Source organism: Caldimonas sp. (assembly GCF_046289365.1).
Classification (GTDB): domain Bacteria; phylum Pseudomonadota; class Gammaproteobacteria; order Burkholderiales; family Burkholderiaceae_C; genus Caldimonas.
The window spans coordinates 1-8356 of sequence record NZ_JBKBVU010000135.1 but is presented as its reverse complement, the minus strand read 5'-3'; the positions used below and the strand labels follow the sequence as shown (position 1 = coordinate 8356).

9 protein-coding genes and 1 tRNA gene are annotated in these 8356 nt (G+C 63.8%); 7 read left to right on the top strand and 3 right to left on the bottom strand.

What is annotated here, in order from left to right:
- Positions 1 to 65 precede the first annotated feature (65 nt).
- Positions 66 to 509, bottom strand: a complete 444-nt coding sequence (locus tag ACK42S_RS12775; RefSeq protein ID WP_409708014.1) for a DUF6491 family protein — start codon at positions 507 to 509, stop codon at positions 66 to 68.
- A gap of 160 nt (positions 510 to 669) precedes the next feature.
- On the opposite strand from ACK42S_RS12775, the gene ACK42S_RS12770 reads away from it, so the two are divergent.
- Positions 670 to 745: transfer RNA gene (locus tag ACK42S_RS12770), tRNA-Phe, on the top strand.
- A gap of 267 nt (positions 746 to 1012) precedes the next feature.
- Here the strand turns inward: ACK42S_RS12770 and ACK42S_RS12765 are convergent.
- Both ACK42S_RS12765 and ACK42S_RS12760 read right to left on the bottom strand, forming a co-directional pair.
- Positions 1013 to 1936, bottom strand: a complete 924-nt coding sequence (locus ACK42S_RS12765; protein WP_409708011.1) for a hypothetical protein — start codon at positions 1934 to 1936, stop codon at positions 1013 to 1015.
- Positions 1937 to 1971: 35 nt separating this feature from the next.
- Positions 1972 to 3183 (bottom strand): hypothetical protein, encoded by a 1212-nt coding sequence (locus ACK42S_RS12760; RefSeq protein WP_409708008.1) that lies wholly within the window; start codon positions 3181 to 3183, stop codon positions 1972 to 1974.
- Between the two features lie 231 nt (positions 3184 to 3414).
- Here ACK42S_RS12760 and ACK42S_RS12755 point away from each other — a divergent pair, with 231 nt between their 5' ends.
- The 6 genes from ACK42S_RS12755 to ACK42S_RS12730 all read left to right on the top strand — a co-directional run bounded on the left by ACK42S_RS12755 (position 3415) and on the right by ACK42S_RS12730 (position 8174).
- Complete coding sequence (locus ACK42S_RS12755) at positions 3415 to 3762, top strand: helix-turn-helix domain-containing protein (protein ID WP_409708005.1); 348 nt, start codon at positions 3415 to 3417, stop codon at positions 3760 to 3762.
- Positions 3759 to 4694 (top strand): ImmA/IrrE family metallo-endopeptidase, encoded by a 936-nt coding sequence (locus tag ACK42S_RS12750; protein ID WP_409708002.1) that lies wholly within the window; start codon positions 3759 to 3761, stop codon positions 4692 to 4694. The genes ACK42S_RS12755 and ACK42S_RS12750 overlap by 4 nt, the downstream gene beginning before the upstream one ends.
- A gap of 119 nt (positions 4695 to 4813) precedes the next feature.
- Positions 4814 to 5584 carry an OST-HTH/LOTUS domain-containing protein gene (locus ACK42S_RS12745; RefSeq protein ID WP_409708016.1) on the top strand — a complete coding sequence of 257 codons (771 nt, stop codon included), beginning with the start codon at positions 4814 to 4816 and terminating at the stop codon, positions 5582 to 5584.
- A gap of 264 nt (positions 5585 to 5848) precedes the next feature.
- The gene (locus tag ACK42S_RS12740; RefSeq protein ID WP_409707999.1) at positions 5849 to 6310 is read left to right on the top strand and encodes a DUF2924 domain-containing protein; all 462 of its coding nucleotides are present in this window, start codon (positions 5849 to 5851) and stop codon (positions 6308 to 6310) included.
- The gene (locus ACK42S_RS12735; RefSeq protein ID WP_409707996.1) at positions 6307 to 7716 is read left to right on the top strand and encodes a recombinase family protein; all 1410 of its coding nucleotides are present in this window, start codon (positions 6307 to 6309) and stop codon (positions 7714 to 7716) included. The genes ACK42S_RS12740 and ACK42S_RS12735 overlap by 4 nt, the downstream gene beginning before the upstream one ends.
- A gap of 20 nt (positions 7717 to 7736) precedes the next feature.
- Complete coding sequence (locus ACK42S_RS12730; RefSeq protein WP_409707993.1) at positions 7737 to 8174, top strand: hypothetical protein; 438 nt, start codon at positions 7737 to 7739, stop codon at positions 8172 to 8174.
- The last annotated feature ends 182 nt before the right edge of the window (positions 8175 to 8356 follow it).

The window sequence follows — 8356 nt, the reverse complement described above, 5'->3', positions numbered from 1 at the left end:
CGCGCCTTCCTCGAAGGCGAGATGGAGAAGTTCCTGTTCGGCGGCGGCGCCGAGAAGCCCCCGGGTTACGTGCCGGAGGCCTGAGGACCCGCCTCGTCGCGCCCGCTGGCCTCCACCGTGCCGCTACGGGCCTTGCGCTCCGCCTCACGGAGTGCCTTCACGTCCACCGGGCGGATCTCGCGGATGCGGCAGCGCTCGCGCCCCGCCAGCACCGCATCGAAGCGGGCGTGCACGCTGCCAAGACTCGAGGTGAGCCCGATGGCGGAAACCCAGGGCAACTCGCTGCAGGGCGCGTCCACCGCCAGCAGGAAGGCTTCCCGTGGCCGCGTCCAGACCACCACCCGCTCCGGGCCGAGCACGGTATAGCCGTCGAGCCGCTGGAATCGGAACGATGCCACGGGCTCACCTGCCGCCGCCTCGTAGCGGGCCAGCGCGGCAGCCTCCCGGTCGCCCGGGCGGGTGGCGCAGGCAGCGAGCAGCAGGACGAAAACGAAGAGGATCGGGCGCATCGGCACTACTCCTCACAACGGGGATGACGGCACGCTACCGGAGCCTGGAACCCCTCGACAATCACGGATGGGCCCGCATTCAGCCGGAGGACAGTTGCCCCGTGGCCTTGCACACGCCACGCTGCGCCGGTACACTCTGCGGCCTTCGCTTAAAGCGACTGGCTAGGTAGCTCAGTTGGTAGAGCAGGGGATTGAAAATCCCCGTGTCGGGGGTTCGATTCCCTCCCTGGCCACCATATACAGACAGAAAACCGGCCCTCGCGGCCGGTTTTTTGTTTCTGGAATCCCCCTGCCCCGCGGGCTCCCGGGCCATTCTGCCCGTGCCGCCTGGTGCGCCCTGGGGGCCAAAAACGCCCCCGGTTCGATTCCGTTTTCCTCTCTCTTCTCTGCTCCGGTGCATGAACCAGGCCGCCGCGGCACGGGCAGAAACCCCGTCGGGGCAAGGACTTGCGCCTGTGTCGGCGAGAGCGGGTTCGTGAGCCGAACTGGAGCAGCAAACGGGTTTAGAGAACCAGAGATAAGGCTTTATCGCGGGGCATCGAGTACTCGCCGCCCTTCGTTACATCGACCAGTGCCTTGTAGGCGAACTTCGGCCCCTCGTGTTCCGGCCTGCCCTTTTCGTGCGTCTTCAGTTTGAAGATGTCTGATGGATTGCTTTCGATTCCGGCTTTGTCCTTCAGCCTTTCACGCATGATCTTCGCCCCGCTCAACCCCCACAGGACTCGAAGCACTGCGGACTGTCCTTCAGAAAGCTGGATCGGCCCATGCGACCACCCCTTCAACGTGACCCACCGGAAGTCCTCCGAGAACGGCCCGTGGACGGGAACGCTCGGATCCACAGCCCGGAACATGGCAGCCCTATCGCCGCTGTCGATGTAGGAAATGCCGTCGCCAAGGAGCATGAACCTCTCCTCCAGCGGCATCCATTCCACCCCGGCGCCGTCGTCGAACGGATTCCCGCGGACTTGAACACACATGGGCGCGATCACACGGGTGGCGGCCTTGGCGCTGCGGACGCGGCCGAGCACTGACGGCTCGTGCCACAGCCTCGTCAGGTCGCGAGCCAGCACCACGGGCGATTGGCGCGCATCGCCAAGACGCCAAATGCCATCGGCCAGAGCCACCACTCCATCGTGGCTCTGAATGTCTAGCGCACGGCGCAAGCTGCGCTGGAACCAATCCTCGTCGAGCTTCCACGCTGCCAGGTCAGAGCCGTCGACCGTCACCGGTCCGCAGTCCGGGCAGCAGCAGATTCGGCCGCTGCGCGGGTCGGCGCGGACCTCACCGCTGTGCTGGTCGCAACTCGGACAGAGGATGTAGCGCTGGCTCACCGCAGCCGGTTTCAGCGCGCGGCCCAACCCCTTCAATGACGCCACCTCCCTCGGCGTCATCGCTGCCTGCCGAACCGTGCTGCCCTGAGCAAACATCCGGCACACTAGCGCCCAGCCCTCTTGCCTCACGGTCAGCCCTCGACCATCGGCGCCAGATCGGACGTCTCCTGCGCCTGCAATCGCTGCCCGCTCGACAGGATGCCAACCTCCACCAAATAGCCTTCCACCTGCGCCTGCATCACAGGATCGAGTTTGTGCAGGTTCAGCCGGCCCTTGCTGGTCACCACGATCGGCACGACCCTCGGGCGCTTGCCGGCCTCGGCCGGGTAGTAAAGGTGGATTGTGGCCGAGGCGACTTTCCACTGACCGTTCAGCGGCTCGGCCAGAACTTTGTCGCGCAGCAAATCGGAAACATGCTTGTGCTCGGCCTTGGCGGTCGCCGTGAACTCAGCCTTCAGTTCCTCATCCTTATCGAACAGGGTGATCGACTTGAGCTGGGTGGCGATGAAGCCATCCTGGATCGCCTGCGGTACGTCGAACCCGGTGCGCAGCATGGACAGATCCAGCGCCGCCGGTTTGATCCGCTTGGCATCCACCTTCTCGCCCAGGATGTGCTCGGCGAAATTCTCGGCGAAGCGCTCGTGGAAGCGCGCCCCGCCGCGCGCCACCGACCTCGCCACACCGGTCTTCATCGAGTACTCCAGCACCATGTCGATGCTGGGATGACCCACGCGGCGCCCCAGCGACTTGCCCTGGAACTCGATCTGCAGCGTCGGCAACGCCTTGACATGGACACTCATCAAAAACACGCCGTGGCTGCGTTCGAACAGCCGGCTCTCGATGCTGTCGCCGCACTGCAGCTCATCCTTGTAGAACTTCGACATCGCCTTCTCGAATGAGGCCTTGGCCACCGGCGTGTCGATCGGCCGCTTCTTCACTTCCAGATCGTGCTGCACGGCCTGCGGGCTGCGCCGCTCCAGATAGTCCGAGTCCAGCGCCTGCTCGAAGAGCTTCGGCTGGTGAACAAACAGCCAAAACGCGCGATGCAGCTCGCTCTTGCAGGCGACGAGGTCGGCGAGCAGTTGGGCGTCTTGTGACACGACCTGGATCAGGAACTGCTGCGCCGGGCCGTCTGCCAGCGGAACGCACGCGACCAGGTCGCCGATCAAGTTGTTGCGCTTGTGCTCATCCGGCCACTGGCTCACGGACTCGATCAGAGTCGCGGTGGATTCCTTTGTATCCGCCCACACAAAGCCTGCAGGCACCGGCAGGCCGTGGTCGGTCATCAACTTCTGAAGGGTGGCGTCGACCGGCAGGCCACGCAGGACGTCGAGAAAATTCACCGTGGGGTTTTTCCTTATCGTTGGGGGAGGGACAGCTGGAGGTCGAGCACACGCGAATCAATGTCAGTTGGCTTGAATTGGTGTTCGGATTCCTCCCGAAACGTAAGGTGGCGAGATACGACGTAGCCTAGTCCTCGGATTTCCGCTCGTCAATCATCGAGACCCACTATTGCCCTGCATCCGTATCTCGTGGCTATACTCGGCGGATTCCCGGCCCTACCGGCGACCGCAATGGCTACCCCCTTTGGCATCCGCCTGCGCCGCTTGCGCGAGGCAAAGAACCTGAGCCTTCAACAACTTGCAGACGTGGTCGGCTGTACCAAGGCCTATCTCTGGGAACTGGAGATGCGCGAAGGCCAGAAGCCCTCGGCCGAGCGCGTCCGCGCACTGGCGCGCGAGTTAGGCGTCACCATGGAAGAACTGATGGAGGACCAGCCCGGCGAAATGCCAGGCATCGGCCCCAAGGACTACGCCTTCTTCCGCGAGTACGCTGGCATGAGCGATGAGGACAAACAGAAATTCCGCCGCGCGCTCGATCTAATGTTCGGCACCAGCACGGACGCCGCGCCGAAACCGTGAGCGCCGCGCCGCAGACGCCCTCGGCAACCGCCGCCCGCATCTGGAAGGTACTGCGCGGGGTGTTCGGCGCCTCGCTTCCCGCCGCGATCAACCTCGAGGTGGTGCGCGATCTGTTGAACCAACCCGCATTCGGCAAGGGCGCGGTCCTCAAGGCGCCACTGCCAATCGATGCTGCGAATTTCGAAGGCATGTTGGCGAACAACCCGAACGCCCCCAACGAATGGGGAATCTTTTACCGGCCACGGCCGAAGTGCCCGGAGCGCGAGCGCTTCACCATCGCGCATGAGATGGGGCACTTCCTGTTGCACCGCGAACGGCAAAGCCAGTTTCAATGCGACAAGTCCGGCGTGACCTCCGGCCAGGCCGATGGCCGGAACATCGAGCGCGAAGCCAATGCCTTCGCCAGCCAATTGCTGATGCCGCGCGACGATCTGGACAAACTGCTCGGCGACCAGGGCAAGGTGGACCTGCACATCCTCAGCGAAATCGCCCGCGAGTTCCATGTCTCATTCGAGGCGCTTTGCCTGCGCTTCGTCGAAATCACCAAGCAACGCGCGGTCCTGATCCGCTGGGACAACGGCTACCTCGACTACGAACGCCGCAGCAGGAGCGCGCTCAGGACCAAAGCCGGCTACCGGAAGGTGAACGAGATGCAGGAACCTGCCGTCAACTCGTTGGCCGCCGACACCAGCGTCACGCAGTGCTTCGAAGGCGAAGTGCAATCCGCTGCGCTGTGGTGCCCCAATGAAGCACCGCACATGAAACTACGCGAGTTCAAGCACACCTATGCCGACCGGGACCGCGTGATCACGCTCCTGCTGCTGGAGAGCGCTGAGCCACGCTCATGGGATCGGTCCTGGCACGACGAAGAGAACTTCGACTGCGCCGATCAGTTTGCCTCGAACGGGCAACCGACAACTTCTGATCGGTAGGCGCGATCGCCCTCACCATGACGACACTGCCAATCGAAGAATCGCTGCAAACGTTCCAACGTGAAGTTCAGAGACTGCTGGGCCGGTGCCTGCTGCGCCTTCAGCAGTACGAACATCTGATCAAGGCCATCGTAGCGCACCATGAGATCTCAGGGCCGGCGACGGCACTGGCATCCATCCAAGCTGCGCGTGTGGCGGATGCCGCCACCAAGACGCTGGGTAACCTGGTCGGCTATTTCCTTGGGTCCTATGTCGTCAACAACGAAGCCGCCACCTCCATAGACTCAACACCCTGCCCACCCAGTGACGTCGTCTCGCTCAGCATGCGGATGCATCTGAGCCTCTCCGCGGAGGATTTTTCCCGGATCGAGAGCGAACTGAAGGAACTGGTCACCCTACGGAACAACCTGGTTCACCACTTCATTGATCAGCACGATCTCTGGAGCCTGGACGGATGCCGAGGTGCACGCGACGCTTTGACTGCTGCCTATCACCGCATTGATCAGCATTTCGAGCAACTCCGCGGATGGGCTGAGCACATGGATCAGGCCCGACGCCTGGCAGCGGAGTTCGTGCAATCGGATGCATTCCGCGACTTGGTGGTCAATGGCATCGCCTCTGATGGCGCCGTTCATTGGCCCGCTGCGGGCATCGTTCGTGCGCTGCGCAAGGCGGCTGGCGAGTTGGGCATCGAAGGATGGACGCCGCTTGAGTCTGCTGAACGCTGGATTGCAGAAAGATACCCGGAGCAACTGCCTGCCAAATATGGCTGCAGCAGTTGGCGGCAAGTGGTGCACGAATCGCGACTTTTCGAGCTTCGATACCGCGAAGCCGATGGGCAACGTTCGGCGTGGTATCGAGCGAAGCCCGACTCCGCTCATTCCCGCTAGTTCACGTTACGCCAAGCGCCAGTGGTACCTAGCATGAGCAGCGTTCTCCCACCGAGCGCCGACCATGCTGGATCAGCAACCATTCTCCCCTTCGGACGCACCCCGCCACCCACATCAAGAGATCGTCGATTTACTCGCCACGGCGTTTCTTCGACTGCGGCAGGCCGCCAGGCCGGCGTACGACGATAATCGATCGGCTGACCTTGGCTTTGGTGGCCACCAGCGCGTTCATGCGAACCCCTCTCCAGACCAAGGAGTTCGCTGATGTCGAGATCCAGCCAGCACCCCGATGCGGCCTCGGTGGCCGCCCGTGTCGCCCACTTGCCCCATCTGACGATGGAGCAGTTGTGGGCGGCCTGGGACGAGCATTTCGATGAGCGCCCCAACCATCACCAGCGCACCTGGCTGGAATCGCGACTGGCCTATCGGATCCAGGAGCACGCCTTCGGCGGCCTGAAGCCGTCGGTCCGGACCCAACTCGAGGACATCGGCGCCACCGGCCTGCTGCCAAAGGCCATGCGCCGCGACGGTAACCGACTGCTACCGGGAACCATGCTGGTTCGCACCTTCGACGACGTCGACCACCGCGTGCTGGTGCATGGTCCCAACGACTTCGAGTACGAGGGCCGTCGGTATACGAGCCTCTCGGCGATTGCGCGGCACATCTCCGGCACCCACTGGTCGGGCCCTGCGTTCTTCGGCCTCACGGCCAAGGAGCCCGCATGAAGCCGCAACGCACTGCTTTCACTTCGCCCGAGCCGGTCGTGACCAAGAAGCGCTGCGCGGTCTACACGCGTAAATCCAGCGACGAAGGCCTCGAACAGGAATACAACAGCCTCGAAGCCCAGCGCGATGCCGGCCTCGCCTACATCACCAGCCAGCGCCATGAAGGCTGGCTGGCGCTCGATGGCAGCTACGACGACGGCGGATTCTCCGGCGGCAATCTGGATCGCCCGGGCCTGCGCCGGCTGATGGCCGACATCGAGGCCAAGCGGGTGGATATCGTGGTCGTCTACAAGATCGACCGCCTGACGCGCAGCCTCGCCGATTTCGCCAAGCTGGTTGAGGTGTTCGACCGCAACAACGTGTCCTTCGTGTCGGTGACGCAACAGTTCAACACCACGACGTCGATGGGCAGGTTGACCCTCAACATCCTGCTGTCCTTCGCGCAGTTCGAGCGCGAGGTCACCAGCGAGCGCATTCGCGACAAGTTCGCGGCGAGCAAGGCCAAGGGCATGTGGATGGGCGGCGTGCCGCCATTGGGCTACGACGTGGTGGACCGCAAGCTGGTGGTCAACGAGGCGGAAGCCACCCTGGTCCGCGACATCTTCCGACGCTACGCCGAGCACGGGTCGGCAGCGCAGCTGGTGCGCGAACTCGAACACGAAGGCCACACCACCAAGGCCTGGACGACCCAAACGGGGCGGCAGCGCGCAGGCCGGCGCATCGATCAGCAGTACCTGTTCGTGCTGCTGCGCAACCGCATCTACCTCGGGGAAATCTCGCTCAAGGGCCGCTGGTTCGAGGGCCAGCACACCGCGATCGTGCCGCTCACGTTGTGGAATGCCGCCCACGCCTACGTCGAACGGCGCAAGCAGGCGCCTCGCGAGCGCAAGGCGAAACATGCGTCATTGCTCGCCGGCCTGCTGTTCGCACCGGATGGGCAGAAGATGCTGCATTCCTACACACGCAAGAAGAACGGTCGCCACTACCGCTACTACGTCCCCTACCTCTACAAGCGCAACGCCGCGGGCACCGTCACTGGCCCCGGCCGCGCTGATATCGGCCACCTGCCGGCAGCCGAAATCGAGGGCGCCGTGCTTTCCCAGGTACACGCTGCGCTGGCCGCACCGGAAGTCTTGATCGGCACGTGGCGCGCCTGCCAGCGCCATCCCGAAGGTGCGCATCTCGACGAAGCGCAGGTGGTGGTCGGCATGCGGCGGATCGGGGATGTGTGGGAGCAACTGTTTCCCATCGAGCAGCAGCGAATTCTGCGTCTACTGATTGAGCGCGTGCAGCTGCATGACCAGGGTCTGGATATCCTCTGGCGCGAGGATGGCTGGCTTGGCTTGGGCCCGGACATCGGGACCCATCCCTTGATCGAGGAACAGCGCGACCGGGAGCCGGCATGAGCACGCCCTCGCGCCGGCTTGTGTTCACCATCGACCCCGGCGGCACGCCACGCAGCTACGTCAGCGATGGCCAGCGCGTGACGTCAGTGCCCTTGACGATCAAGCGCCGCAGCAACCGCAAGCTGCTGATCCCACCGGCGCACCCGTCGAACGCCAGCCCCTCGGGCGGCTATGACGAGCCGATGATTCGGATGCTGGCCAAAGCCTTCCACTGGCAACGGCTGATCGACCAAGGCCGCTTCGCCACCATCGCCGAACTCAGTTCGGCATTGAAAATGGAGCAAGGCTGGGCCGCTGAGGTCATCCGAATGACCACGCTGGCGCCCGACATCGTCACCGCCATCGTCAAAGGCCAACAGCCGCGTCAGCTCAACCTGCAGTTGCTGCGCGGCCGGGTCGGCGGCATCCCGCGTGACTGGGCGGAACAGCGGCGCCTATTTGGCTTCACCGACGCCTGATCGGCCTGCGTTTCTTTTGACGTCCGCGGCGGGCCCAGCGCTCGGCGCGGGCGTCGTCACGCCCTCTCGAATCTCCTGCCCGGGCCGGTAAAGAACTGCGATTTTCCGCGCCAGTTCTTTACCCGGTGCCTTATCGGTTCTTGGCCGAAATCCTGAAATGCCTCCACCAACTCCGCAGCGGA